This is a genomic window from Terrisporobacter hibernicus (assembly GCF_020809405.1).
In the GTDB taxonomy this organism is placed as follows: Bacteria; Bacillota; Clostridia; order Peptostreptococcales; family Peptostreptococcaceae; genus Terrisporobacter; species Terrisporobacter petrolearius.
The window spans coordinates 3,612,571-3,637,155 of record NZ_CP081135.1 but is presented as its reverse complement, the minus strand read 5'-3'; the positions used below and the strand labels follow the sequence as shown (position 1 = coordinate 3,637,155).

The following is a 24,585-nucleotide window of genomic DNA, read 5'->3' as shown; positions in this document are numbered from 1 at the left end:
TAATAATTTTATTTTTCATACATATTATTGATATATGTAATATATATTTCCCAAGAAATGCATATATATTTTTATACTCTAACTTAGTTATATAAAATATAAAGCCATAGTAATAATATACTATGGCTTTATAAATAATTATCTTTTTCTTTTCTTTTTTTGCTTTTTATTTTTTACCACGTTTTTATCATAAGGGTTTGATACTTTTTCCCTATTAGGTGGATCCACATTTTTATAAATATTCTTAAAACCCTTCCATGCAACGCCTAACCCAAATGCAGCCAAACAAAATATTAAAGGATTGTATTTAACAAATAATAAACTAACTAAAAAAAATGCTAAACCTCCTACGCTTACAAGTACATTGAGTTTTTTCCATCTCTCCATATTAAGCCTCCACCTAAATATAATTAGATAATTAATTCTATAATACTTAACATAATTCCTTCTTTTTATTTGACAAATTCAAATTATTTTCAATTATAACTGCCATAATACTTTCATATTTAATACTAGATGGAAGTATTTTTTTGATTAAGTTTAAACTCTGGCTTTTACACTCATCTATGGCTTTTAATATTTTATTTTTTTCATTTTCATTATAGTATTCACATAATTCTAAATCAAAGTTTAAACTATTACCTTCTACAATATAGTCATTAACATAAGTCAGTAAAGTTGCAGGAGATACTTCAACTTCTAAACTTACATCATTTAAGTCTTTACCTTGATTAAGAAGGTCTAATGCTATTTCGTTATTTTTACGATTGTCTCCGTCTATAACTATATGAAGCTTCTTTTTTTCTTGCCAAACAGGATTCATATTTTTTTCTTCTAAGTATTCCTTTACAACTTTAATAATCTCTTCCCCATATTTTTTGAATTTTACTGAGCCTATTCCACTAATATCTAATAGCTCTTTTTCACTAACAGGATATCTTCCACTAATTTCTTTTAATGTATTTTTAGATAATATTTTATAGAAAATAGTATTTTCTTTCTTTGCATAAAAAGCACGAAGCTCTTTAAGTCTGTTAAAAAGTTCCGTGTTGCTATTTACATATAAAAATTCATCGTATTGTTTTAAATTACTATTTTCTTCATTTGTCTTACTTATTTTTATATTATTTTCATCTGTATATTTTATTATTTCTTCAATAAACATTTCACCATATTTATCAAACTTAACTTCTCCTACACCAGATATGTCTAGCATTTCTTCTTTGTTTATTGGATACTTCTTGCTCATCTCCATTAAAGTAGAATCTGAAAATACCATATATGGTGCAATATTATTTGTCTTAGCCATAATAAATCTTATATCTTTCAATTTATCATATAAGTGATTAACTTCTTTTTCATCTTCTTGTGAAGAAATTTCATATAACATTACTTTTTTATTACCCTTAATTACATCTTTTGACATATTGTTCATTCTTATAGTTGCAAAAGAAGTATTATTTGAAACACTTTCTACCATATCTAAATAACCATGAGATATTAAAGTGTTAATAAATATTTTTAAATCTTCACTTTTGTAATTTTTCATAATACCATATGTAGATAAACTATTAAAACCTAAATTAATCACTTTTTTGTTTTTAGATCCTCTAAGTACATCCACAATCATATTTATTCCATAACTTCTTTTCATTCTGATAATGCATGAAATTACCTTCATTGCATCCTCACTCTTATCAACCATAATACCTCTATTTAAACAATTACTGCAGTTATCACATTTATTTTCGAACTCTTCTCCAAAATAATTTAAAATACTTTTTCTATAACAATCATTGCTATAAACGAAATCTATTATCTGTTGTAATTTTGTATAGTGATTTTGTTTTCTTTCCATATTAGGTATGCCAGAATCAATAAGTAGTTTTTGTGTCTGAATATCTTGTGGTGAAAATAATAAGGTACATTTACTTTTTTCTCCATCCCTTCCTGCTCTACCAATTTCTTGATAATAGTTTTCTACACTTTGCGGCATATTATAATGAAGGATCCATCTAATATTACTTTTATCTATACCCATTCCAAAAGCATTTGTTGCTATCATTATATTTTTCTCATCCTTTACAAATAGCTCTTGATTATGCTGTCTCTCTTCATTATTTAAACCACCATGATATTTTACAACAGAATAATTTCTTCTTTTTAGACTTTCATATATGGCATCTACAGATTTTCTAGTAGCAGCATATACTATTCCACTATTGTCTTTATTTTTTTCAATATAATTTAATATATATTCTCTTTTGTTACAGTTTTTAACTATGTTTATTTCCAAATTATCTCTATTAAATCCTGTAATATACTCCTTATAATCTTGTAGATTTAAATTCTTTATTATATCTTCTTTTACTTTAGTAGATGCAGTAGCAGTAAAGGCAGTAACTATTGGTCTTTGTTCTAAGTCACAAATAAAATGCGATATTTTAGTGTAACTTTTTCTAAAGTCATGACCCCATTGTGAAATACAGTGAGCCTCATCTACTGCAATTTGACTTATGTTTGTTCTTTTAATAACATTTAAAAAATCATAATTATCTAGTCTTTCAGGGGCAACATATATAATCTTATATTCCTCATTACATATGCCATTTAATATATTTTTAATTGTATTGTCTGATAAAGAACTATTTATATATGTAGAGTTTATGTTCATTGAGTTTAAAGTGTCTACCTGATCTTTCATTAATGATATTAGCGGTGATATAACTATGGTAATACCATCTAAGATAAGAGCCGGAATTTGGTAACATAATGACTTACCACCACCTGTTGGCATTATAGCTACCACATCTTTTTTATTTAGTATAGAGTTAATTATCTCTTCTTGCCCTTTTCTAAATTCTTTATATCCAAAATACTTTTCCAGTATTTCTATAGTTTTTTTATACATATTTAATCTCCTATATACGAACTTGTGTTTGTTAATAATTATATCCTAATTTACTTCCTTAATACAAGTTTATTATCTTAATTTAAAATACCTCTACATGAAATAAAGGCCTTCACATAGCAATTTTTTATTTTTTTAATTAATATATTAACAATATAAAAATTTCTTTTATTATCAACTTTTTGGAAATATATGCTAATATTAATATTGTGGCTAGTCTTTCTATTTATTCAATGACTATGGAGGTGATTTTATGAGTAATCAAATTATATCAGTTTTAATCTTCGCTGCAGTAATACTATTTATTGTAACTGAGAAAATAGATAGAACTGTAGCTGCTATTAGTGGTGCTGTTCTTATGATAATTACCAATGTTTTAACTTTAGAGAAAGCTATTTCACATATAGACTTTAATACTATTGGGGTACTTATGGGTATGATGATTGTAGTATCAATAGTTAAAAATTCTGGTTTATTCGAATATATTGCTATTTATTCAGCAAAAAAGTCTAAAGGAAATCCTTGGAGGATAATGATATATTTTATTGTTATTACAGCTGTATTATCTGCATTGTTAGATAACGTTACAACTGTGTTATTAGTAGGTCCTATGACCATTGTAATATGTCAGATTCTTAATGTTAATCCAATTCCATTTCTTATGACAGAAATAATTGCATCTAATGTGGGAGGTACATCTACTTTAATTGGTGACCCTCCAAATATAATGATTGGTAGTGCTGCAAATTTAAGTTTTTCTGATTTTATTGTTAATGTTGGTCCTGTTGTTATTGTTATTTTATTTGCCATAATTTTATGTTTTAAGGCAATATATAAAAAAGATATTTCAAACATGGCTAATGAAGCATGTATTACATCTTTAGATGAGGAAAAAGCTATACAAGACAGACCTCTACTTTACAAAAGTATCTGTGTTTTATTTTTAATTTTACTTGGATTTATTTTCCACAGTAGTTTAAATATAGAATCCTCTATGATTGCTTTGTCTGGTGCATGTGTTATGCTTATAATAGGAAAACAAGATACAAATGAAATAATAAGTAGCGTTGAGTGGAGTACAATATTATTTTTTATAGGTTTATTTATAGTTGTAGGTGGACTTTCTGAGTCAGGTGTTATAGATAACCTTGCACAGTTTTTAATAAATTTAACAAAAGGAAATACTACATATACAATGTGTCTTATATTATGGATTTCAGCTATAATATCTTCTTTCCTTGATAACATACCATTTGTAGCCACTTTAATTCCATTAATACTTACTATGGAATCTCAAGGAATGGATGTTATGCCACTTTGGTGGGCAACGTCTTTAGGCGCTTGTCTTGGTGGAAACGGAACTTTAATAGGTGCTTCAGCCAATGTGGTTTTAGCAAATATTGGAGAAAAACACGGATATGATATTTCTTTTAAAAAATACTTTAAACTTGGCTTCCCAATCATGTTACTGACAGTTTTTATTTCAACCATATATTTATTATTAAAATTTTAACTAGGATGGTGATATAGTGAAAATCATAGATACTTATAGCACAAAAGGTGATTCTATTGAAATACTACTTAGACAAATTGGAGCAACTAAAATAACTCGTGTTAGAGGATATTTATATTTTATTAAATTTAAAATTGATGATTTAGATATTACGTATACGTATAATATAAATCATAAAAATCAATATTTCTTACAAAGAATTGAGCCTTATCCACTGGGTAAGGGTATATTTGATAAAGAAATTGAAATAGTTTCATTTATACAAAAAGATTTAAGTAAATTTAAAAAAGCTAAAAAACTTGATAATTTCAATAATTTTTTAAACTTGAACAATGCAATAACTTCTTTGACAACAGACGTAGAAAACTTGTTTTTAAACTATGATATTTCTGACGTTAATATTAGTCAACTTGAAGAAACTTTAAATGCATTTTCAGACAAAATCGAGGAATGTAAAAAAAATATAAATAATATAGAATAATAAGTAAAAACATCTTGAAGCTAATACTAGCTTCAAGATGTTTTTTATTTCTTAGTGATTTCCACAATCATGGTGATTACAACCATTATTTACAGTAAACTCAACTAATTTATTTTCTTTTAGTAGTTGAATATTTTCTTTTACGTTTCCTTCAACACCTCTAAATACTTTTGTTCCCATACTATTTAATTTAGATATTGCTCCAGCACCTATTCCTCTTACTATAACAACATCTACCGCTTTGTTAGCTAATGCCTTCATTGGTTGACATTTCCCGTGTTCATGATTTAAATCACCATTATCTATTACTTCAACTTCTTCTCCATCTAAGTTTACAACTAAAAATTTTGGAGCTGACCCAAAGTGATTGTATGGAGTACTTTCCATTCCTTTATTTTCTACTACTGGTATACAAATTTTCATATTAAATCCTCCCTATTCCTACAACATTTTGACTTGCCTTTACAGGTATTTCCACAACAGTTTTTACTTGTTTCTATATTTGTCATATGTATAAAATTTTGATTATCATCATTTATAAGTTTCATAAAAGATATACATTCATTAAAAACTGCTTCATTAATTTTATAAAAAACATAATATCCTTCTTTATATCCTGTTAAAATATTTGCTTCTTTTAATATTTTAATATGCTGAGAAACTGCTGAGTCTGAAATCTGTAAATGCTTTGATATGCCTTTTTGGCAAATAACTTTACTAGATATAATCATTAAAATCTTTAATCTAGTTTCATCACTTAATGCTTTAAATACTTTTACTAAAGTTTCCATGGGTACCTCTTTTTATTTAAGTACTTACTTAACTAAATAATAGTACACTTAATTAGTTTTATCAAGTATTTTTTATTATTTTATATATAATAAATATTTTTCCAGTAAAAAAGAGTTAATATATGATTAATTTTGAATTAAAAATCATTTATATTAACTCTGAAAATTTTACTTAATATTATTTTCTTTCACTTTTAATTGATCTATATATGACACTGCATTAATTGCTGCTATTTGTCCTTGGCCAGCTGATTTAATATAAGAATAAGGTTTACCAGCTATATCTCCACATGCAAAGCATCCAGCAATATTAGTATTCATATTTATATCAACTTTGACATGTGACCCATCAACTTCAAGGCCTGGAACTAAAGTTTTTGGTGATGCACTATCTTTTATTACAAAAACTCCATCTACATCTATAAAACTATTTTTAAAAGATACTTGATTTACTAACATTTCTCCTTTTATTTCAACAGGTCTTTCATTTATAACTTCTATACCTGTATCTAAATTATTTCCTCTCATAAGGCCTTCATTTTTGTACATTGGTATAAAATATGTTTTAGAGGCTATTTCATTTAAGAAATTTGCTTCTTCTTCAGATTCTTTATTGTAACCGATAATCGCTACAGTTTTTTCTCGATACAAAGGAGCATCACAAGTAGCACAATATCCTACACCTCTGCCTAAATATTCTTCTTCACCTTTAATTGGTTTGCCATATTGAACTCCTGTTGCTAAGATAACTGTAGTAGCTTCAAACATATTTTCACCACTCATTAAAGCAAAATAATCTCCCATAGCATAAATATTTGTGATTTTATTATTGGATACTTTAATTCCCATGCTATCTATATGGTACTTAAATTTATTTTTCAAGTCTTCTCCACTAATTTCGTGAAATCCTAAATAGTTGTTTATTTCTGGAGCTTTTTCTAGTTTGTTACTTAAATTTTCATTTCCAAATACTATTATATTTTTATTTCTAATTTTTGCGTTTATTGCCGCTGAAAGGCCTGCTGGCCCACTTCCTACAATTGCTATATCATATCTCATTATTATTCACCACAATTCACAGCTCTTATAAATGAGCCTTTATTTTTGATTTTATTTGTTCCTTTGGAACAAACCCCACTATTCTTTGAACTTCTTTTCCATTTTTGAATATTATCATTGTTGGAACAGAAACTATTTTGTATTCCTCTACTACTTCAAGACTTCTATCAATATCAATTTGTGCAAAGTCAACTTTATCAGACATTTCACTACTTAATGATTCAAATATAGGTGCTAACATTTTACAAGGTCCACACCAGGTTGCAAAAAAATCCATTACTACTAATTTATCTGACGTTCTAATCTTATTATAAAATTGAGAGTTATTTACTAACTTAGCCATTATTTCTCCTCCTAATGTATCACTATATAATATTAATTTTTTACAATAAAGGTTAATATTATATGAATAGATATGTATAAAATATTTCATTTATAACCATTTTATAATGACCAAAGCTTTATTTAGGAAATTTCTCTAGGTATTATTATTTCAAATTTAGATCCTTCATTTACAACAGAATAAGGTTTTATTTTGCAATTAAGGTTTACACTTATCATTTTTGCAATTGATAAACCAATTCCTGATCCATCAATATCTTGATTTCTTACGTTATCACTTCTAAAGAATCTGTCAAAAATATGTTTTAAATCACTTTCTTTAATTCCAATACCTGTATCCAATATTGTACAAATTATTTTATTATCTTTTTCCTCTAACATAAATTTTATCTCGTCATTTATATCCGTGTATTTAAATGCATTATCTATAAATATTAGTAATAATTGTTTAAGTTTATTTTTATCACTTAAAATCAATGGATTTTTAAGATTGTTTTCATACTTCAAATCTTTATTTTGAATATTTGCTATATCAACATAATCTCTGTATATTTCTTCAACTAGATCTACCATATTTATTTCTTCAACTTTTAATTTTGTTATAGAGTCTTCTTTTGAAAGAGATAATAAATCTTTAATCATCTTTTTAAGTCTTCTAGTCTCATTCATAGCATCTGCAATTGTTTCCACTTCATCACTTATTGTACTATTTGGAACAGTTAAAAGACTTTGCAATTTGGATGATACTATGGTAATTGGAGTTCTTAGCTCATGAGAGGCATCTTGAATAAATTTAGCTTGTGTATTCCACGCATTTTCTATTGGTAACAAGGCTTTTCGTGTCAAATATAGGGCAACAAAATATGTAATAATAATAGAAAATACTATTCCAATGCCTATGACAAAAAGTAATTGTTTTAGTGAAGAAAGCTCAGAATCAATATTTCTTATTATTCTAATTTTCATATTATTTATTGTTATTGATAATTCTCTAAATGTATAATTACCTTTTTTATAAGTAAAGCATGCATTTGTTTTATTAGTTTCTTCTGAAGGTACATATTCATTAAAATAATCACTCTTTGTATAGTATATAAGCCTACTGTTTTTATAAATATATACTAAATCCCTCGGATCATTTAAAACTATAGGATTTAGATATGAACTCCTATTTACTTGCATACTAATATATTCGTATTCTTCTTTTAACTTATCATCTATACTATTATAAGTTATGCTTTGAAAGTAAAAAAATGTAAAAAGAGAAAAAATAATTAAAAAGCTAGATACTACTAAAACATTAATTTTAATCAGTTTATCTTTAGTATCATTAAAAACTTTTTTATTTATCATCAAACATATACCCCACCTTACGCTTAGTTTTTATGCATTTATCATATCCAAATTTGCTTAATATTTTTCTCAAATTACTTATATATACTTCTACAATTTCAATAGTTGCGTCAGATTCCATCCCCCATATTCTGTCATATATTTGTTCTTTTAATAAAATAGTGCCTTTATTTAATAAAAAATACTCTAACAAGTTAAACTGTTTGTTTTGCAATTCTATTTCTTCATTTTTATAAAATACTCTTCTTTTACTCAAATCAAGATGCAAATCATAAAAATCTAATGTATTTTTTGTTTGCAATTTTCCTGTTGTTCTAAGCATAGCATATATTCTGGCAACTAGTTCTTCCATATAAAATGGCTTTGTTAGATAATCATTAGCTCCAATAGAAAAAGCTTCTACTTTTTCATCAAGACTTTCTTTCGCTGTTAAAATAAGAACAGGTGTATCTATATGATTATTTCTTATATTTTTTAGAATATCTATTCCACCTAAACTTGGTAACATTAAATCTAATACAACTAAGTCATATATTCCTTGTTTTATAAGATAAAGAGCTTCTTCTCCATCTTCGCAACATTCAACTTCAAAGTGTTTTTTTAATTCTTTTTCAATAGTTTGTAATAACTTTTTATTATCTTCTACTACTAATATTTTCATTTTTTTCTCCTATTATTACCTATTATTTCTTATATAAACAAAAGGAATACCCCAAATAAGATTTGAAATATTCCTAATTATTATTGTCCATTCTCAACTATATTTACTTTATTTGTAATTAAATCAATATCTACATTGCTCTTATTTTCCATATCATCATATGTGTAACCTAAAATTTTAATATCATAATTGGAATCATATAAAGAACTTACTATCTTATCTTGTTGTTCTGGCTTTAATATAGAGTTATATATTATATGATCAATTTTTACTATTTCTTTATTTTTATCTATTTCTGCAACTTTCAAAACAATATTTCCTAAATTTTTATTTGATACATTCTTTATTTCTATAGTGAAATTTAAATCATCTTTTTTAGGTTTAGTCTTGCCTTTACTTATTGACATTACATCATAGTTTTTGCTGTTTTCTAAATACTTGTTATTCTCATATGTTTTTGTTTCATTATCCTTTAAATTCACAACCACGCTACAATCTTCTGCTATATATGTATAACCTGTAATTTCTATGGAATCAGTGTAATCTTTCGGTGTAAATTGCACCTGCATTACATCATTTGGACTTAATGTTATATCTATATCAGTTTTAGATTGAGATATGATATTGTCATTTTTATCTAGTTCATCATAAAATAATACTATTTGACTTAAATTCAATTTAGAGATATTTTTTATCTTAGTCATAGCAGTAACATCATTTCCAGTTCTATCTGATAAATTAGTAATTTTATTATTATCAATTTGTAATGTTTTTGCATTACTACTATTTATAGTACCTGTTTCATATTCCCTGTATTTTGTTTCTTTAACACTTGTAATAATATTTATACCTATCATTAAAACTATTAATATAAGAATAAGTAAAACTGATTTTTTCATAATGTTATTCATATACTTGCACCTCATTTTCATTCTAATAGGTCATTACTTAAAGAAGGTTCTTATATACTTTCATAAAATCTTTTAAGGCTTGTGTTAAAATTTCTTTCTTATTGTAAGATGAGTTACTACATAGTCTCTCAAAGTCTTCCCAAGTTTGCTTATCAACTCTAATATTAGCTGATTTTACATCACTAATTTCTTCAGTGTCTAATACAATGTCTTTTTTGTTAGACACCTTCTTAGGTCTAAAAACTTTATTATCTTTTACTTCTATGTACCAATCATAAACTTCACACAATTTATCTATGTCATCTTGACATATATTTATCTTTTTATCCTTCTTAGGTATAGTAGATTTCTTTTTATTTACTTTTTCTTTAGGTTTTATAGTTTCTTTAGTTTTACTTTTTTCTTTTGTATCCTTTGTTTTTAACTTGCTTTTAGAACTTTTTTTTGTACTATTAACATTGTCAAATGATATTTGTGACTCATCAATAGATTTTACATATATTCCTTTTTCTGATTTATATCCATTTTTGTTTAAATTTCTTCTAAGTGTAGCAGGTTTCATTTCTAACTTTTCAGAAATATCTTCAAAGGACATATTTTGATTTTGATATTTTAGAAATAATTCTATTCTGTCTTTAGAATTCATAATTGCCTCCGTCATATTCCTTTTTTATAATTGTAACATAAATTTCTTTCAACACATATATTTTTCAAGAAATCTGCTCCATATTATTATTTTTTTCTTCTTATTATATAAGTAAGTTACATAATAACACATATAAATACTTTATTTTTGTGGAAATAAAAAGCAAGTGAAGTATTCACTTGCTTTAATCTTTTTTAATTATCATCGTCAATATAAGGAATAAAATTCCAGTTAAAACAATAGTCCCTCCAGGCTTCAAACCTATGTAATATGATATTGTTAGCCCTATGATTGTAAAAATCACAGCAAACAGTATTGATAATAATACTGTATGTTTATAACTTTTTCCAAATTTCATTGCACAAGCAACTGGTACCACCATCATAGATGAAACTATTAATGCACCTACTGTCCTAGCAGCTATAGATACTGTAAAAGCTGTTAATATAGTGAAAATAAAGTTAACAGTTTTTATTGGTATACCTACAAGTCTTGCCCCTTCTTCATCAAAGGCAATATACATTAATTCTTTATATAAAAATATAAAAGCAATTATAACTAATAAACTTATTCCTATTACCATAAATAATTCAAAATCTGTTATTGCAACAATACTACCAAATAAGAAGCTATTAAATGATGCAGAATCTTTTACAAATCCAGATAATACACCAGCTAAGCCCACTCCAGCTGACATAATAATTGCTATTGACATTTCCGAGTACTTTGGTATTTTTTTTCTTATAAATTCTATACTAAAAGCAGATGCCAAAGAGGCAATTACAGCTGCAAGTACAGGGTTAATATTAAATACTAAACCTGCTGCAATACCTGCAAGAGATGAATGGGATAGTGCATCTCCTATCATAGATAATCTTTTTAGGACTACTATAATGCCTATACAAGGTACAATAATAGCAAGTAATATTCCTACTATAAATGCCCTCCTCATAAAATCATATTCAAAAATCATGTCTACACCTCATTCCCCTTACTCATTAAAGATACCTTATTGTTTTCAACAACAAATATTTTATTTGTATATTTTGATATTTTTGCAAAGTCATGACTAACAATAACTATTGTTATTTTAGATTCTTTATTTAATCTTTCAAGAAGAGTATAAAGTTGCTCCTCTGAAGCAGCATCAATACCTGTTGTTGGTTCGTCTAAAATTATAATTTTAGGATCACTAACTAAGGCTTTTGCAATCATTACCCTTTGTTGTTGACCTCCAGATAAGTTACCTATTAATCTTTTTGAGTAGTCCTGCATATTTACAATTTTTAGAGCTTCTTTTACCTTTTGCTTATGTTCCTTTTTAGGGAATTTCATAAAGCCAACTTTGGAGTATAAATTTGCCATAACAATTTCTTCTACTGTAGCTGGAAAGTTTGCTCCACTAGATAGTGATATTTGTGGTACATAACCTATTTTATTTAAATTATTACTTTTATCTAAATCTTCACTAAATAATTTTATTTTTCCCTTTGATGGATTTAACTGTCCTATTAAAAGCTTCATTAGTGTACTTTTACCACTACCATTACAACCAATAATACCGACAAAATCGCCTTCATCTATAGATAAAATAATATCTTGTAGTACATTTTCCTTATTATAAGCAAAGGATACATTTTCAATAGATATTATATTTTTCATATATGCCTCCCAAATTTAGCATGAATTATTTCATTGATTCATACAATACTTCTAAATTCTTTTCCATTACACTAAAGTAATCTTCGCCATTATTTATTTGCTTTTCACTCAAACCTTCTAATGGATTTAATACTTCTGTTTTTGCATTTATTTCTTTTGCTATTGTCTGCGCAACTTTTGGGCTTACAAGTTCTTCAAAGAATATTGTCTTTACATTATTTTCTTTTGCAAATTTGATTATTTCTCTCATTCTAGCAGGGTCTGGTTCGCTATCAGGTGTTAATCCTTCTATTCCCTCTTGATTTATATCATATTCTGAACATAAATATCCAAAAGCTTCATGAGCAACTATAATTGTTTTATTTTTAATTGGGCCTAATGTATCAGTGTATTTTTTATCTAGTTCATCAAATTTTTTAGCATATTTTTCATAATTGTCCTCATAATACTTAGCATTTTCAGAATCGTGCTTTATTAGAGCATCCTTAATATTTTCCATTTCCTTTTTTGCATTTTTTATACTTAGCCATGTGTGAGGATCGAAATTTCCGTGGCTATGTCCATCATCTTTACTGCTATTAGATTTTTCCGCTGCCTTATGTATGTCTAGTCCTTCACTAGTTTTCACATATACTATATCTTTGTTTTCTAAGGTATCTATAACTTTATCCGTCCAGTTTTCAATACCTGCTCCATTATAAATAAGCATATCTGCTTTTTCTAAATTTACAATATCACTTGTTGATATTTCCCAGTCATGTGGTTCTGTTCCTGCGGGAACTAAGTTTGTTACCTCAACTTTATCTCCTCCAACTTTTTTAGCAAAATCGTACAGAGGGTATATACTAGTATATATTTTTATCTTCCCATCTGAATTTTCATCAGTTTTATTTTCTTTACTACAACCTATTGTAAACAACATAGGTATAACTAGTAGTAATGATATTATTTTTTTCATATTTATTTTCAACTCCTTTTAATTATTATTTATTAAATGATAACACCTCTCATTTGCATTGCTAAATAAATAATACTACTTATATATATATTAGTCAAGTGCAAATCATATGCATTTATATTTTATTGACAAAGTCATATAATAAGTTTATCCTTTTCTTAGTATTACTATAAGAAACATATTATTTTTTATTTTTTTAAGGATGTGATAACTATGAATAATGAAGATAATATTTTAAAAGGAGCTAATTTAAAAACTACTAAAAAAAGAATGACAATACTTTCCGTATTAAATAACTCTAATAGCCCTCTTACATCTGAAGATATATTAGAACAAGCTTCAAAGGAAGTTAATATAAATTTATCTACTGTTTATAGGGCATTAAATGCTCTAACTGAAAAAAATATCTTATTAAAACAATTGAGCAATGATGGAAAAACATATTTTCAAATTAATAATAGAGAACATAAACACCAATTAATATGTACTTTGTGCAATAAAGTTGTATTAGTGAATTGTTGTCCTTTAAAAAAATTCGAAAATGATTTATGTGATGAAACAGGCTTTACCATCACTAGTCATAATTTAGAATTCACAGGCATATGTCCTGAATGTGCGAAGAAACTATAATTCCTAACATATAAAAAAGTCCTACTCTAGATTATATCTAGTTAATAGGACTTTTATTTTTATAATTATATTCTTACTTTCCAAGTTGTATTATCTTTATTATCCATTATTTCAATATTATTTTGTAACAAATAGTCTCTAATCTCATCAGATTTTTTATAGTCTTTATTTTTTCTAGCAGCTTCTCTTTCTTTTATTAATAAATTGATCTTGTTAACAAAATCTTTATCAAGTTTTTCTTTGTCATCACTTAATTCATTTAAATTCAAACCAAATACTTTATCAAAATCATCTATTATTATTTTCTTTTCTTTATTATTCAAATTCTCACTTCTTATAACTTCATGGAGTAGGGTAAAACCATTTGCTATATTTAAATCATCATTTATATATTTCAAAAACCTATTTTTGTATTCTTTAATTATATTTTCATTTATTAATATTTCATTGTCCACATTATCATTTATTAGTTTTATTTTATTTTTTAATATTTCAAAAGAGTTAGATGCATCTTTTAATCTATCATAGCTAAATACCAAAGGTTTTCTATATTTTGATTGTAGTACATAATATCTATAAACTAATGGGTCTATATTATTTTCTATTAAACTATTTAATGTAATAAATGATCCACTAGATTTTGACATTTTTCCTTTGTCAAGAATTAAAAACTCACCATGTAGCCAATAATTTACCCATTTGTGTCCAAGTGCTCCTTCTGATTGTGCTATTTCATTAGTATGATGCACTGGTATATGATCTATTCCTCCACAGTGAATATCCATATACTCACCTAAGTATTTTATTGCCATTGCTGAACATTCCACATGCCAGCCCGGAAATCCTACACCCCATGGAGAGTCCCACTGTAATATATGATTTTCAAATTTTGAGTTAGTAAACCACAAAACAAAATCAAGAGGATTTTTTTTATAAATATCTACTTCCACTCTATTTCCTGCATTCATTTCTTCTAAGCTTAAATTTGCCAGTTTATTATAATCTTCAAACTTATCAATAGAAAAATATACATTATTATTAGCTATATATGTGTATCCTCTTTTTTCTAATTTTTCTATTAGCTCTATCATTTCTTTTACATGATCTGTTGCTCTTGGAATATGATTTGCTACTTGGATATTTAAAGACTTTAAGTCTTTTAAAAACTCGCCTTCATAAAATCTTGCTATGTCTAGAACGTTTTTATTTTCTCTTTTAGCGCCCATTTCCATTTTATCTTCACCAGTGTCCCCATCTGATTGTAAATGTCCCACATCTGTTATATTCATTACATGATCAACTTCATATCCATTGTATTTAAGAGTTCTTTTTAATACATCTTCAAATATATAAGTTCTTAAATTCCCTATGTGGGCATAGTTGTATACTGTTGGTCCACAAGTATACATTTTAACCCTCTTTTCTTCAATAGGTATAAATTTTTCTACATTTCTGCTTAGTGTGTTATACAGTTTTAAATCCATAATAAATCCTCCTTAAATAAAAAAATTCGCTTCGCTCAAATCGCCAACGAGATGCCTTTGAGCAACGTGTTGGCGAATCATTTTGCTATCGCTTCAGGCAACGACCTTGCTCAAAAATACATTTTTTACATTTTCTAAATGAGTTGGTATAACTTAATTCCATAGTTTATCAAAAGAGCTAATCCAACTATAATTTCCAAACATGTAAAAAACTGCAAGCATATGAAGTTTCTCTACAAAAAGAAAAACTCCAGATACACCTGCAGTTTAATATTATTAATTATCTACATTTTGACTTAAAATTAAATATTAAAATAAACACAGGTATGCTGTTTTTTTGAAATTTTTAAGTTTTTCAAACAACAGCAACAACAAGTTTTCATTTTAATATCCTCCTTTAATAAATTATATGATTTAATTATATGTAACTATAATCCATTTTGCAACTAGTTATAACTAATAACTTATTTTTTGAACAAATAAATCATAATATTAAATAGAAAAACAGTATAAATTAAATTTATACTGTTTCTTTTATATTAAACATTCAATTTTTCAAAAATATCTTTCATAGCTACTCTAGCTTTAGAAGTCTCTGGTAATTCAACTAATGGTTTTCTATTACAGTCGTATTCAAATATCATTTCATCCATAGGAACTACTCCAAGTAAATCTAAGTCAAATCTTTCAATTTCTCTTTTTACACCATCATTTAACTCTCCATTAGGTGCTTTATTTATTATTAAAGATGTTCTTCCAACTCTAATTCCCATTTCTTTAGCTAAATCTCTTATTCTTGCAACAGCTTCTATACTTCTAGCTGAACAATCACTTATTAATAATAAATCATCTATTTCTCTAAGTGTTTTTCTACTTAAATGTTCCATCCCAGCTTCATTATCCATAACAACATAGTCATAGTGATTAGACATTAATTGAATTTGTCTTTTTAAAATAGAATTGACAAAACAATAACAACCTTCACCTTCTGATCTACCCATTACAAGTAAATCATATCCATTTCCTTCTTCCACAATAGAATTTAATTCATATTCTAAATATTGAGATTTAGTCATTCCCCCTGGATATTGTTCTCTTTTTTGCTCCATTTGATTTGCTTTTTCTTTTATTTGTCCTATTGTACCACTTAATTCCATTCCTAATACATCATTTATATTAGAGTTTGCATCTGCGTCTACTACTAAAGTTTCACCCTTTTTTTCTTTAGTTAGGTAATCAATAAGTATACCTGTTAAACTAGTTTTTCCTGTACCACCTTTACCTGCAACTGCTATATTGTATGACATAGTTACTTTCCCCCTTATGCCTTTAGATTTTTTGTTAACTATCTATCTAAATTATAGCAAAGTTCTACCAGATTAAACATTTTTTTATATAAAAAATTTGCTTCTTCGAAACAACTCCCTTGTAAAAGAGAAAAATCTGCATTTATTTTTATTTTCCAAATATATGTTTTATAAATTGAATTGGACTGTAAATTATAAGTCTGGGTCCTGAGAATTTCATAACATCTTTTACTTTAGCTTTGATATCTTTTTTGTAGCAATGTATTGGACACTTACTACAAAAGCTTTTTTCTTACAATAAATATTTATCATAAGACTAATTGTATTTTTTTCTTTTTCTATTCTTCTCATTTCATTACCTTCTTAAGCTAAGTTTAGCGTATTGTTTTTCACGTAAATCTTTTTATCACAAATTGATACACTGGATTTTCTGTGAGAAACCATTACTATGGATTTGTTTTTACACTCATTATTTATTGATTTTAGAATTTGCGCTTCGTTTAAAGTGTCTAGGTTGCTTGTAGGCTCGTCCAATATTAGTATATCTGCATCATGTAAGAATGCTCTAGCTATTCCTATCCTTTGCTTTTCTCCTGATGAAAAATTTGAACCAAGTTCACCTGCATTAGTTTTGTAACCTTGTGGTAGTGTACTTATAAATTCGTGAATAGATGCTTTTTTACAAGCTTCTATTACTTCTTCTTCACTGGCATCTTTTTTACCTATTTTTATATTATTTTCTATACTATCGTTGAATAAGAATGTCTCCTGTGTTACTAAGGACTGAGATCTTCTAAGGGTTTTAGTTGGAATACTTTTAAGGTTTTTATTATCTAAAGATATACTTCCTTCATTAACATCCCAAAATCTCATTAATAATTTTAATAATGTAGACTTTCCACATCCACTTTCTCCAAGGATACCTATTTTATCTCCTGGTTTAATTTCTAAGTTTATATCGTTCAAAAGATTTTTGTCTCTATCTGCATAAGCAAAATTTACCTTTTCTATATTTATGAGAGAAGAACTTAACTTCGTATCACCATCAACTTCCTCTACTGCTGGTACTTCATCTAATATATCAAATAATCGACCTGCACAGGCAAAAGTTTGAAGTAAGTTATTTGATAAGTTACTTAAAGCAACAACTGGACCAAAGGAGCTTGAAAGAACAACTATGGCAACTAGGCCTTGACCTATATTTACGCTTCCTTCATTGTATAGTTTTATACTTATAAATAAAAATGTAAGTATTGCAATCATTATAGTTACATCTGTAAAAGCTGTGATCATTCCCTCATGTTTTTTAATTCCAGCCATTTTTTCATCTAATATATCACTATTTTTATTTATTTGATTCAATCTATTTTTGCCTTCATCGAATAATAATATTTCTTTTATACCTTTTAATGATTCTAATAAATAAGAGTTTGTTTTTGCAAATTCATTTCTATATTCAACACCTGGATCTTTTCCAAATTTAGAAGAAGTAACAGGTATTAAATATCCTACTATTATATAAAAGACAGCTGATGTAGCACCATAAATAGGATTAATACTCCAAAGTATTAAACTCATTATAATTGAAGTAATTATTGCTATGGCAATTGGAGCCACAGTATGAGCATAAAATACTTCTAATAATTCTATATCACTTGTTATTACAGAAATTAAATTTCCTTTTTCTTTGCTTTCAAGCTTTGCTGGTGATAATTTTCTAAGTGCTCTAAAAACTTTATCTCTAAGTATGGCAAGTATGTTAAATGCTATAAAATGTCCTGAGTATTGTTCTATATATCTAAGTATTCCTCTAAGTATTCCACATGATATTATTACCACCATACAAGTTTTGAAAGAAACTCCCATGTCTATATTTAAAGCAGTGGCAGTTGCTATCATTCCAAATGATGTTATTGCTATGGCTGCTAAAAATCCAAGTACACCAAATGATATAGTAATCATCATGATAGGCGCTAGCGGTTTTAAAACTTTTATAAGCCTTGTCATTATTTCAAGTCCTGATTGTCTATTATTCATTTACTGCCACCTCCTTCATTTCATTATCTACTTTGTATATATTTTCTAAATTTTGTTGATGAGTTACTAATTCGTGATATTTACCTTTTATCATTAACAATTCCTTATGTTTTCCACTTTCAACTAGGTTACCTTTATCTAGTACATATATCATGTCTGCCTTTGTAACATTTGCAAGCCTATGAGATATAACTATTACAGTTTTATTTTTAGCTAGCTTATAAATACTTTCCCAAACTTTTGCTTCACTTTCCACATCAATGTTAGAGGTAGCTTCGTCAAATATGTATATTTCAGGGTCTGTTATTATTGTTCTAGCCAATGCTAATCTTTGTTTTTGACCACCTGATAAAAGTGAACCCCCTTCACCCACATTAGTTTTTAACTTATTAGGTAGCGTCATTACAAATTCGTAAAGATTTGCTTTTTTTAGAGCAACATATATTTCTTCATTAGTTGCATTGTTTTTGCCCATTCTTATATTATCTTCTATACTTCCATTGAATACATAAGCACTATGATTTATAAATCCTATCTTTTTAGCTAGTATATCAAATGGTATTTCATTTAAGTTAACTCCATTTAATAAAATTTCTCCACTATCAACTTTATTTTGTTTTAGAAGTAAGTTGGTAATTGTACTTTTACCACATCCACTTTCTCCAACTAAAGCTATCATTTTATTACTTTTCATTTCCATATTTATATTTTCTAAGACTTTTCTTTCTTTATCATAACTAAAGTCCACATTTTTTATTTCTATATTTATATTATTTAACTTATTTATTTTTTCTTTATGTAAAGTATTTATTTCTTCAACTTCTGTATCTAATAATTTAAACATTCTTTCACTGGCAGATATACCGTTCATTGCCACGTGGAAGAATGACCCTAAAAGTCTCATTGGTATAAAAAATTCTGCAGATAAAAGTATTATTATCAAAACATCTCCTGCACTTAATACTCCTGCTTTAAATTCAAATATTGCTATAAGTATACCAAGGGCAGAACCACCAAAAGCTATTATATCCATTACGATTATGGAATTTAATTGCATTGATAATACTTTCATAGTTATTTTTCTAAAATGCTCTGCATTATCATTCATTTCTTTATTTTTATCTTCGTCAATATCAAATATTTTTAAAGTTGTAAGTCCTTGAAGATTTTCTAAAAATGAATCTCCTAGATCTGTATATACACCCCAGTACTTGCTAAGTAGCTTTTTAGCTATTTTCATAACTACCATTATTGTAATAGGTATTAATGGTACACATATTAAAAGTATTATTGCTGTTTTCAAACTTATAAAGCTCATTGCTGCAAATAAGGTTAATGGCGCTACCACACAATAAAATAATTGTGGCATAAATCTACCAAAGTATATTTCTAACTGTTCCACTCCATCTACTGCTATTTGAACTGTAGAAGATGTAGATATAGTATTTGTATAATTCACTCCTAAACTTAATAGTTTTTCATATATTGTACTTCTTAGAGTTTTTTTAACTTCACTTGATGAATAAAGAGAAAATTTAGTAGATAAAAAGTTTGCTGCAAATCTTATTCCTAACATTCCTATTATAAATATAGATGTACTAATCATATTTAAGTTTAAATTTCCATTTATTAATTTATCTACAGTAGTTCCTATAAATATAATTAGGGCTATATTACATATTATAGAAATCCAATTCATTAAAACTGTAAGTCCAATCCATTTTTTTGAACTATCACAAATTGATAGTAATCTTTTACTAAACATTGTTTGCCTCCACTTTAATTGTCTTCATTTTTGTAAATACAATAACTTTAGCTAACCACATAATAATTATTATTACTCTCATAACAAAACTATCAATAGTTATAAACATAAATAATAATAGTAATGATACAGGTATAGTTAAAGCTAATTTTGCTTTTAAAGTCATTCCTCCTTGTTCTTGGAATTTCTTTACATATTTTTTATATATTTTAGTTTGCATAAATTTTTCATTTAACTTATCGCTGCTTTTTAATAAGCAGTAGGATGTTAATAATAATAACGGCGTTGTAGGTAATACTGGTAAAAATATGCCTATAATACCAAGTATTAAAGAAATTAAGCCTACTATTAAAAATAAAGCCTTTTTTGCTATATTCATTCCTATTCCTCCTAACATACTTTTGTTGGAACAAAATACATTTCTTCTTTGTCTATATTGGAAATTATACCTTCCACATTGTAAACATATTTTATCGTATTTTCATTTATAACCTTTTTGGGATTTCCTCTCTACCTGAATTATTTTTGTAATATAAGTCTATCATAATTGATATCCATTTTCAATAATTAACCATTATCATTTTTATTAATATATATACGAAAAAAGCTAAATATATTAATAATTCAATATATTTAGCCCTTTATCTATAGGTTTACTTCTAATTCATTTGTAAACTCTTCTTCTATTATATGTAATATTTCTTTATTACTTTTATTATTTATTTTATTGTAATTGTTAGGTAATAGTTTATTATCATAAGTGGAGTCACCACAAATATCAATTCCTATTATTTCATGTTCTTTGCATATACCCATGTAAATTTCCTTTAATTCATTTAATGTAAGATTTCCTTGGTCCCAATCAGTTTTTGCTTCTTTAGGATTTATAATATCTTTATCAATAGAAATATATATGGGAAAATCAATATGTTTTTGAGAGAAGGCTTCCCAATTATGCTTTTCTTCAATAAACTCATCACTAAAACAAATTATTTTATCTCTATATTTTTCTTCAATTAAATTAATTTGTTTTTCCCTTGCTCCAATAATTATCACCCTTTGAATATATTTATTTTCATCCAACACCTTTTTCACCCAACAACCGCAAGACATTAGCTCATTGAAAAATGAAGGTTGCATATCTGTATGGTGATCAAATAAAACTAAAATAAATGGTTGCTTAATTTTTTCCAATAATAAGTATGTTACATAGTGATAATTGCCAGAGTCAGTAAACTTTATCTTTGAATCATAAAATTTACTAAGTCTTTTCCGTATCAATTCTAAGGACTTTTCGTCACAATATCTACTAACATTTTTTAAATCACTTAAATCAACTATTTCGTAGTTTTTATTTTTGTAAAAATCTTGATTTTTATAAGTATTATTGAAATTTAATATACATATTTCTTCCATAAATACTCTCCCCCTTTGTTCATAAATTTTTCTCCCTAACTTAATTCTATTACATTTTATACATGTATTTACCATAGTTTTTCTTAATTATTCCTACAAATAGTATTCTAAATTGACAAAATATGATAGAATATCATTTGTAATAAATATTTAAATATTTATTATTAAATTCTTTGTTTAAATAAAAGGAGAGAAAAATGAATAAAAAAATAATTAGTCTTATAATTGCTCTAAGCCTTCCACTAGCTTTTTTAGTTGGATGTAATAAATCTAAAGATGAGAAATTTATAATGACTGAAGATACTACAGCTTTAGATGGAAGTGTTGAGTACAGCGCAAAAACTTATAAAGATGCCTTTTATTCAACAGAAAACTATTCTGATGAATATTTACAAAAGGAATTTGAAACTATTGTAAAAGAAGTCACTTCTAAGGAGGATAAAGAAGAATTAGTTGAGCTATTAAAATCTTATTCTAGTTCACAAGAGGGAAGTCTTGATGTTGTCAAATCATGTTTCGAAAAATATGGTAAGCAAAGTGGAAATTCTCAAGATGTTACTTTAGATAGTAATGGAATGCATGAGATTTCAACTAGACTTTATAAAGCTACTTTAAATGCTACTAAGAAATACTACGACATTAACGATTTTTACATATACTATAAAGATCAATTATCAACTTCTTCTACTTCAAAAGATGATGATTTTGAAAATGAAGTTAAGATGACAACAATAAAAGAATATACTATTGCAAATATTTATAAAAATGCTTATAATGATTCATTTATTTCTAAAATAATAACTTCAATTGAAAAGCCTTCAAGCGGTGATGAATCTACAAATGGCACAACTGAAAATGTTGCAAAACCAGAAACAAATAAACCAGTTGTTGATAATAATAACAACAACAATAGTAACAATAATAATAGCAACAGTAATAACACTAATAATAACAACAACAATAGTAACAACAATAATTCTTCTAACAAAGATGATTCAGATGATACTTATCCTGAATACTTAGAATTATCAGAAGCTGTAAAAAGTCAAATATATGATGCAGGAGTTAATGCTGCTATAGAATATATAGGTCAAAACGTTTCTACATCATCATCAAGTTATTGTAGAGAAATATACGATGCTTTAGAAAATGATAATCCTCTTGGTAAAAACAAAGAAGAAGGATATAAATCTTTCTTAAAGGGATTTAAAACTACATTACAAAACAATAAGGTTGAGTTTAAATAATAAAAGAACTATGCATTTTTATATGCATAGTTTTTTTTATTTCTTTTTATGATTTATGTATTTTATATAATTTTCAACTATAATATTTATAGGGGGGTGTTATTATGAATTTTGGAGATAGAGTATTATATAAAAACGATGACAATATATTAAAAGGCGTTTTTATAAAAGAGCTAAACCAAGTAGAAGTATTAATAAAGCTAGATGATAAAAAAGAAAAAAGTATAGTTTCAAAGAACGATATTAAATTTGTAAGTAATATGGATCATATGGACTTAAGTCATGCAATAGCCGTAGCAGATTACATTTCAAAAGAAAAATATGATGGTCACTTCACTCTTCTTTGTTTTACATCAGGGTGTAAGTTTTGCTTTGGAACACTAGATAAAATCAATTATAATACAACAAGTCTAATGGCTTCTGGAAAAACAATTGAAGATGCTATAAAAGCTGCTATTGACAAAAAAATAGATGCTGACAAAATTTTAGATAATGAAGATAAAATGTATAAATAAAGCTACATAGTTTAATATTTAGATAATCCATTAAATATTTAATGGATTATTTTTTTTATTTGTTTTATATTATAATTAGAAAAAAATCAAGGAGAATTCATAATGAAATTTATAAAATCATCATTTATTCCAAATAAGAAAATAAGTTTAGCATTAATTGATAATAGAGCAGGTGAAGATATTATTAATAATCTAAATAAACTTAATATAAATGTAATTAAAAGTGTAAAATGTAAGGAAACTTATAATGCCATAAGTTGTCATCCTGATATATGTGTTGTTAAGTTAAATGATAATAATATCTTAGTAGCTCCAAATGTTTATGATTATTACTATGAAAATTTAACTCCTCTAGGTTTTAATGTAATTAAAGGCAGCTTACCTATAGCTAGTAAATATCCTAATAATATTTCATATAACCTTGTTATATTAGGGAATAAAGTAATTCATAATTTTAAATATACAGATAGTGTCCTACTTGATTATATAAAGAGAAATAACATGGAGAAAATTAATGTGAAACAAGGGTATTGTAAGTGTTCCACATGTATAGTTGACGAAAATTCAATTATCACTTCTGATGAAGGAATTTATAAGGAAGTTATTAAGCATAATATTGATTGCCTATTGATTGACAAGGGCCATATAGATTTATTTGAATTAAACTATGGTTTTATTGGAGGATGTAGTGGATTAATAAGTAATGACACCCTTGCTTTTTTTGGAAACATAGAAAACCATCCAAACTTTAAAGAAATTGAAAATTTTGTTTATAGACGAAATAAAAAAATACTTTCTCTTAAAGAAGAAAAACTTACTGATTTAGGTTCCTTAATTCCTTTGCTTTAAATTAAGTTTACTTTCATCTAGAAGTTTTTCCAAGGGAAAAAATATTA

At 26.4% G+C, this 24,585-nt stretch carries 27 protein-coding genes; 6 read left to right on the top strand and 21 right to left on the bottom strand.

All coding sequences use genetic code 11. From position 1 onward, the window contains the following. Positions 1 to 138: 138 nt before the first annotated feature. The gene (locus JW646_RS17700; RefSeq protein ID WP_074916374.1) at positions 139 to 387 is read right to left on the bottom strand and encodes a hypothetical protein; all 249 of its coding nucleotides are present in this window, start codon (positions 385 to 387) and stop codon (positions 139 to 141) included. A 46-nt stretch (positions 388 to 433) separates the two neighbouring features. Next, positions 434 to 2,911: a DNA helicase RecQ gene (gene recQ / locus JW646_RS17695; RefSeq protein WP_228415857.1), complete on the bottom strand. Its 2,478-nt coding sequence runs from the start codon at positions 2,909 to 2,911 to the stop codon at positions 434 to 436. A 253-nt stretch (positions 2,912 to 3,164) separates the two neighbouring features. Between recQ and JW646_RS17690 the strand changes: the two genes are divergently transcribed. After that, positions 3,165 to 4,424: an ArsB/NhaD family transporter gene (locus JW646_RS17690; protein ID WP_074916370.1), complete on the top strand. Its 1,260-nt coding sequence runs from the start codon at positions 3,165 to 3,167 to the stop codon at positions 4,422 to 4,424. A 16-nt stretch (positions 4,425 to 4,440) separates the two neighbouring features. After that, complete coding sequence (locus JW646_RS17685; protein ID WP_148556675.1) at positions 4,441 to 4,905, top strand: hypothetical protein; 465 nt, start codon at positions 4,441 to 4,443, stop codon at positions 4,903 to 4,905. A gap of 51 nt (positions 4,906 to 4,956) precedes the next feature. Here the strand turns inward: JW646_RS17685 and JW646_RS17680 are convergent, their stop codons facing one another. The 11 genes from JW646_RS17680 to JW646_RS17630 form a co-directional block, all read right to left on the bottom strand. Beyond that, positions 4,957 to 5,328, bottom strand: a complete 372-nt coding sequence (locus JW646_RS17680) for a NifB/NifX family molybdenum-iron cluster-binding protein (protein WP_148556674.1) — start codon at positions 5,326 to 5,328, stop codon at positions 4,957 to 4,959. Further along, positions 5,325 to 5,696 (bottom strand): ArsR/SmtB family transcription factor, encoded by a 372-nt coding sequence (locus JW646_RS17675; RefSeq protein ID WP_206923615.1) that lies wholly within the window; start codon positions 5,694 to 5,696, stop codon positions 5,325 to 5,327. The genes JW646_RS17680 and JW646_RS17675 overlap by 4 nt, the downstream gene beginning before the upstream one ends. Before the next feature lie 168 nt (positions 5,697 to 5,864). After that, a complete protein-coding gene (locus JW646_RS17670) occupies positions 5,865 to 6,755 on the bottom strand; it encodes an NAD(P)/FAD-dependent oxidoreductase (protein ID WP_074916364.1) in 891 nt (296 codons plus the stop codon). A 25-nt stretch (positions 6,756 to 6,780) separates the two neighbouring features. Then, positions 6,781 to 7,098, bottom strand: a complete 318-nt coding sequence (gene trxA / locus JW646_RS17665) for a thioredoxin (RefSeq protein WP_228415856.1) — start codon at positions 7,096 to 7,098, stop codon at positions 6,781 to 6,783. A gap of 122 nt (positions 7,099 to 7,220) precedes the next feature. Continuing rightward, positions 7,221 to 8,450: a sensor histidine kinase gene (locus tag JW646_RS17660; RefSeq protein WP_074916360.1), complete on the bottom strand. Its 1,230-nt coding sequence runs from the start codon at positions 8,448 to 8,450 to the stop codon at positions 7,221 to 7,223. Continuing rightward, positions 8,440 to 9,111: a response regulator transcription factor gene (locus JW646_RS17655; RefSeq protein ID WP_018591104.1), complete on the bottom strand. Its 672-nt coding sequence runs from the start codon at positions 9,109 to 9,111 to the stop codon at positions 8,440 to 8,442. The genes JW646_RS17660 and JW646_RS17655 overlap by 11 nt, the downstream gene beginning before the upstream one ends. Before the next feature lie 80 nt (positions 9,112 to 9,191). After that, positions 9,192 to 10,010, bottom strand: a complete 819-nt coding sequence (locus JW646_RS17650; RefSeq protein WP_228415855.1) for a hypothetical protein — start codon at positions 10,008 to 10,010, stop codon at positions 9,192 to 9,194. A 49-nt stretch (positions 10,011 to 10,059) separates the two neighbouring features. Next, positions 10,060 to 10,668, bottom strand: a complete 609-nt coding sequence (locus tag JW646_RS17645; protein WP_228415854.1) for a DNA-binding protein — start codon at positions 10,666 to 10,668, stop codon at positions 10,060 to 10,062. A 184-nt stretch (positions 10,669 to 10,852) separates the two neighbouring features. After that, positions 10,853 to 11,641, bottom strand: coding sequence for a metal ABC transporter permease (locus tag JW646_RS17640; protein WP_074916356.1), 789 nt, complete (start codon positions 11,639 to 11,641; stop codon positions 10,853 to 10,855). A gap of 2 nt (positions 11,642 to 11,643) precedes the next feature. Beyond that, a complete protein-coding gene (locus tag JW646_RS17635; protein ID WP_074916354.1) occupies positions 11,644 to 12,330 on the bottom strand; it encodes a metal ABC transporter ATP-binding protein in 687 nt (228 codons plus the stop codon). 25 nt (positions 12,331 to 12,355) lie between these two features. Beyond that, positions 12,356 to 13,288, bottom strand: coding sequence for a metal ABC transporter substrate-binding protein (locus tag JW646_RS17630; RefSeq protein ID WP_228415853.1), 933 nt, complete (start codon positions 13,286 to 13,288; stop codon positions 12,356 to 12,358). Positions 13,289 to 13,501: 213 nt separating this feature from the next. On the opposite strand from JW646_RS17630, the gene JW646_RS17625 reads away from it, so the two are divergent. Beyond that, the gene (locus JW646_RS17625) at positions 13,502 to 13,918 is read left to right on the top strand and encodes a Fur family transcriptional regulator (protein ID WP_074916350.1); all 417 of its coding nucleotides are present in this window, start codon (positions 13,502 to 13,504) and stop codon (positions 13,916 to 13,918) included. 65 nt (positions 13,919 to 13,983) lie between these two features. On the opposite strand, the gene cysS is transcribed toward JW646_RS17625, so the two are convergent. The 8 genes from cysS to JW646_RS17590 form a co-directional block, all read right to left on the bottom strand. Further along, complete coding sequence (gene cysS / locus JW646_RS17620; RefSeq protein ID WP_228415852.1) at positions 13,984 to 15,402, bottom strand: cysteine--tRNA ligase; 1,419 nt, start codon at positions 15,400 to 15,402, stop codon at positions 13,984 to 13,986. 539 nt (positions 15,403 to 15,941) lie between these two features. After that, positions 15,942 to 16,709, bottom strand: coding sequence for an ATP-binding protein (locus JW646_RS17615; protein ID WP_074916346.1), 768 nt, complete (start codon positions 16,707 to 16,709; stop codon positions 15,942 to 15,944). A 148-nt stretch (positions 16,710 to 16,857) separates the two neighbouring features. Next, positions 16,858 to 16,953 (bottom strand): nitrous oxide-stimulated promoter family protein, encoded by a 96-nt coding sequence (locus tag JW646_RS20305; protein WP_334302577.1) that lies wholly within the window; start codon positions 16,951 to 16,953, stop codon positions 16,858 to 16,860. Then, positions 16,938 to 17,060, bottom strand: coding sequence for a hypothetical protein (locus tag JW646_RS20255; protein WP_331478038.1), 123 nt, complete (start codon positions 17,058 to 17,060; stop codon positions 16,938 to 16,940). The genes JW646_RS20305 and JW646_RS20255 overlap by 16 nt, the downstream gene beginning before the upstream one ends. Positions 17,061 to 17,072: 12 nt before the next feature. Continuing rightward, the gene (locus JW646_RS17605) at positions 17,073 to 18,746 is read right to left on the bottom strand and encodes an amino acid ABC transporter ATP-binding/permease protein (RefSeq protein ID WP_228415851.1); all 1,674 of its coding nucleotides are present in this window, start codon (positions 18,744 to 18,746) and stop codon (positions 17,073 to 17,075) included. After that, positions 18,739 to 20,511, bottom strand: coding sequence for an ABC transporter ATP-binding protein/permease (locus JW646_RS17600; protein WP_228415850.1), 1,773 nt, complete (start codon positions 20,509 to 20,511; stop codon positions 18,739 to 18,741). The genes JW646_RS17605 and JW646_RS17600 overlap by 8 nt, the downstream gene beginning before the upstream one ends. Continuing rightward, positions 20,504 to 20,890, bottom strand: coding sequence for a DUF454 family protein (locus JW646_RS17595; RefSeq protein ID WP_074916338.1), 387 nt, complete (start codon positions 20,888 to 20,890; stop codon positions 20,504 to 20,506). The genes JW646_RS17600 and JW646_RS17595 overlap by 8 nt, the downstream gene beginning before the upstream one ends. 266 nt (positions 20,891 to 21,156) lie before the next feature. After that, positions 21,157 to 21,927 carry an arginase family protein gene (locus tag JW646_RS17590; protein ID WP_228415849.1) on the bottom strand — a complete coding sequence of 257 codons (771 nt, stop codon included), beginning with the start codon at positions 21,925 to 21,927 and terminating at the stop codon, positions 21,157 to 21,159. Between the two features lie 197 nt (positions 21,928 to 22,124). On the opposite strand from JW646_RS17590, the gene JW646_RS17585 reads away from it, so the two are divergent. The 3 genes from JW646_RS17585 to JW646_RS17575 all read left to right on the top strand — a co-directional run bounded on the left by JW646_RS17585 (position 22,125) and on the right by JW646_RS17575 (position 24,538). Then, complete coding sequence (locus tag JW646_RS17585; protein ID WP_228415848.1) at positions 22,125 to 23,174, top strand: hypothetical protein; 1,050 nt, start codon at positions 22,125 to 22,127, stop codon at positions 23,172 to 23,174. Positions 23,175 to 23,278: 104 nt separating this feature from the next. After that, positions 23,279 to 23,689: a hypothetical protein gene (locus tag JW646_RS17580; RefSeq protein WP_228415847.1), complete on the top strand. Its 411-nt coding sequence runs from the start codon at positions 23,279 to 23,281 to the stop codon at positions 23,687 to 23,689. Positions 23,690 to 23,791: 102 nt separating this feature from the next. Then, entirely contained in the window at positions 23,792 to 24,538 is a 747-nt protein-coding gene (locus tag JW646_RS17575; protein WP_228415846.1) for a DUF6873 family GME fold protein, read from the top strand. Positions 24,539 to 24,585 lie beyond the last annotated feature (47 nt).

Bases quoted from the DNA above. Each gene is read 5' to 3' on its own strand.
- JW646_RS17605 (WP_228415851.1), bottom strand. From the start codon at position 18,746: ATGAATAATAGACAATCAGGACTTGAAATAATGACAAGGCTTATAAAA.
- JW646_RS17645 (WP_228415854.1), bottom strand. From the start codon at position 10,668: ATGAATTCTAAAGACAGAATAGAATTATTTCTAAAATATCAAAATCAA.
- JW646_RS17625 (WP_074916350.1), top strand. From the start codon at position 13,502: ATGAATAATGAAGATAATATTTTAAAAGGAGCTAATTTAAAAACTACT.
- JW646_RS17675 (WP_206923615.1), bottom strand. From the start codon at position 5,696: ATGGAAACTTTAGTAAAAGTATTTAAAGCATTAAGTGATGAAACTAGA.
- JW646_RS17670 (WP_074916364.1), bottom strand. From the start codon at position 6,755: ATGAGATATGATATAGCAATTGTAGGAAGTGGGCCAGCAGGCCTTTCA.
- JW646_RS17595 (WP_074916338.1), bottom strand. From the start codon at position 20,890: ATGAATATAGCAAAAAAGGCTTTATTTTTAATAGTAGGCTTAATTTCT.
- JW646_RS17650 (WP_228415855.1), bottom strand. From the start codon at position 10,010: ATGAAAAAATCAGTTTTACTTATTCTTATATTAATAGTTTTAATGATA.
- JW646_RS17700 (WP_074916374.1), bottom strand. From the start codon at position 387: ATGGAGAGATGGAAAAAACTCAATGTACTTGTAAGCGTAGGAGGTTTA.
- JW646_RS17680 (WP_148556674.1), bottom strand. From the start codon at position 5,328: ATGAAAATTTGTATACCAGTAGTAGAAAATAAAGGAATGGAAAGTACT.
- JW646_RS17660 (WP_074916360.1), bottom strand. From the start codon at position 8,450: ATGATAAATAAAAAAGTTTTTAATGATACTAAAGATAAACTGATTAAA.
- JW646_RS17575 (WP_228415846.1), top strand. From the start codon at position 23,792: ATGAAATTTATAAAATCATCATTTATTCCAAATAAGAAAATAAGTTTA.
- JW646_RS20255 (WP_331478038.1), bottom strand. From the start codon at position 17,060: ATGAGAAGAATAGAAAAAGAAAAAAATACAATTAGTCTTATGATAAAT.
- JW646_RS17635 (WP_074916354.1), bottom strand. From the start codon at position 12,330: ATGAAAAATATAATATCTATTGAAAATGTATCCTTTGCTTATAATAAG.
- JW646_RS17690 (WP_074916370.1), top strand. From the start codon at position 3,165: ATGAGTAATCAAATTATATCAGTTTTAATCTTCGCTGCAGTAATACTA.
- JW646_RS17600 (WP_228415850.1), bottom strand. From the start codon at position 20,511: ATGTTTAGTAAAAGATTACTATCAATTTGTGATAGTTCAAAAAAATGG.
- JW646_RS17580 (WP_228415847.1), top strand. From the start codon at position 23,279: ATGAATTTTGGAGATAGAGTATTATATAAAAACGATGACAATATATTA.
- JW646_RS17615 (WP_074916346.1), bottom strand. From the start codon at position 16,709: ATGTCATACAATATAGCAGTTGCAGGTAAAGGTGGTACAGGAAAAACT.
- JW646_RS17630 (WP_228415853.1), bottom strand. From the start codon at position 13,288: ATGAAAAAAATAATATCATTACTACTAGTTATACCTATGTTGTTTACA.
- cysS (WP_228415852.1), bottom strand. From the start codon at position 15,402: ATGGATTTAAAACTGTATAACACACTAAGCAGAAATGTAGAAAAATTT.
- JW646_RS17590 (WP_228415849.1), bottom strand. From the start codon at position 21,927: ATGGAAGAAATATGTATATTAAATTTCAATAATACTTATAAAAATCAA.
- JW646_RS17655 (WP_018591104.1), bottom strand. From the start codon at position 9,111: ATGAAAATATTAGTAGTAGAAGATAATAAAAAGTTATTACAAACTATT.
- JW646_RS17585 (WP_228415848.1), top strand. From the start codon at position 22,125: ATGAATAAAAAAATAATTAGTCTTATAATTGCTCTAAGCCTTCCACTA.
- recQ (WP_228415857.1), bottom strand. From the start codon at position 2,911: ATGTATAAAAAAACTATAGAAATACTGGAAAAGTATTTTGGATATAAA.
- trxA (WP_228415856.1), bottom strand. From the start codon at position 7,098: ATGGCTAAGTTAGTAAATAACTCTCAATTTTATAATAAGATTAGAACG.
- JW646_RS17640 (WP_074916356.1), bottom strand. From the start codon at position 11,641: ATGATTTTTGAATATGATTTTATGAGGAGGGCATTTATAGTAGGAATA.